Origin of the sequence: Acinetobacter sp. SH024 (assembly GCF_000163635.1) — a bacterium.
Taxonomy (GTDB): Bacteria; Pseudomonadota; Gammaproteobacteria; order Pseudomonadales; family Moraxellaceae; genus Acinetobacter; species Acinetobacter pittii.
The window spans coordinates 1-1,396 of the sequence record NZ_GG753617.1 but is presented as its reverse complement, the minus strand read 5'-3'; the positions used below and the strand labels follow the sequence as shown (position 1 = coordinate 1,396).

Annotated in this window: 2 protein-coding genes and 1 rRNA gene; 2 read left to right on the top strand and 1 reads right to left on the bottom strand. The window is 35.7% G+C overall.

The window, feature by feature from the left end:
• Window positions 1-110: 110 nt before the first annotated feature.
• Window positions 111-225: ribosomal RNA gene (gene rrf / locus HMPREF0013_RS24210) — 5S ribosomal RNA — on the top strand.
• 149 nt (window positions 226-374) lie between these two features.
• On the top strand, window positions 375-686 hold the full coding sequence (locus tag HMPREF0013_RS24205) for an ankyrin repeat domain-containing protein (RefSeq protein WP_002120691.1): 312 nt from the start codon (window positions 375-377) through the stop codon (window positions 684-686).
• Between the two features lie 43 nt (window positions 687-729).
• Here the strand turns inward: HMPREF0013_RS24205 and HMPREF0013_RS24200 are convergent, their stop codons facing one another.
• On the bottom strand, window positions 730-1,272 hold the full coding sequence (locus HMPREF0013_RS24200) for an NADPH-dependent FMN reductase (RefSeq protein WP_005804962.1): 543 nt from the start codon (window positions 1,270-1,272) through the stop codon (window positions 730-732).
• Window positions 1,273-1,396 lie beyond the last annotated feature (124 nt).

Below are 1,396 nucleotides of genomic sequence, written 5' to 3'. Positions count from 1 at the left end.
TGCTTAGCTAAAATGAACAAAATCAGATTCAATCAGCCCATCTGTAAAGATTTGGAAAACGCAACGTATCACACAGTGAATAAAACGAAGCAAGTATCCATACCAGTTGTGCTGGCGACCATAGCAAGAGTGAACCACCTGATCCCTTCCCGAACTCAGAAGTGAAACCTCTTAGCGCTGATGGTAGTGTGGGGTTACCCATGTGAGAGTAAGTCATCGCCAGCTCATTATTCTAAACACCCCCGTTCTAACGAATGGGGGTGTTTTTTATTGGGGAATTTAATTTTTAATAAAAGATAGATCCAAAATTAGATTTGTATTCTTGCTGTATTCTATGAATATAATGACGAACTCTATTATTTTTGGGTACGTCCATGAAAATCAATTCTTTCTCTCCAATACCTGAAGATGATGAAGAGCTATCTTTGCCTGCATTGATTTATTGGGCATCTCTAGGTGATATCGATCAAGTAAAAGAATTACTAATAGAGGGAGAAAATCCTAATCAGATAGATGATGAGGGATATAGTGCTCTACAAGCAGCTGCTGAAAATGATCATTTAGAGATAGTTCAACTCTTAATTGAAAAAGGTGCGCATGTCGCTTACAAAAGTGAATACACAGCATTAGAGCTTGCAGAAATGGCTGGTAATACTAATGTAGTGGAGTATTTAAAGAGTTTATAAAATTAAAGGCCTCTTTTGTTTAGAAAAGAGGCCTTTTGTTCAATTAAGACAAATGATATTTCTGTAGTTTCTCAAGAATGGATTGAAGACCTTTTACTTCAAACTCATTAGCTTCGAATTTTTCATCTTTATTACGTTTAAATATATCTCTTATCTCTATTACAGCATTCGGGTCAATAATACTTAAACTTGAGGTGACTTGACGTATTTGACTAATAGAACGAGAGCCATTTGTTGAACCATAGCCAATAAATGCAGCAGGTTTACCACCCCACTCCTTGCCGACATAATCAAGTGCATTTTTTAAAGCTGGGCTGTAACCATGGTTGTATTCTGGGCTAATGAAGATAAATGCGTCTGCTTGAGCAATTTTGTCTGCCCATTCTTGTTGTTTAGGTTGATCATAAACCCCAGTAGCAGGTGGGTGAGAGCCTGAAAATAACGGTAAATTCCACTCTTTTAAATCAATTATTTCTGTCTGAAAATCTTCTAGATTAAATGATGGAATTGTGGATTCTAGCCAATTGGCAACTTTAATTGCTGTACGTTCTTCACGAACACTTCCTACGATAATATAGACCAGCATGTATTTTTCCTAAGAATTTTTATCTTTATAACTTAATTCATTCTATAGGTAGGAGAGAATATAGAATTTGTAAGGATTCTTATGTCACTAATAAAAATTGAATCATAAAAAAGCNCNCTACTAG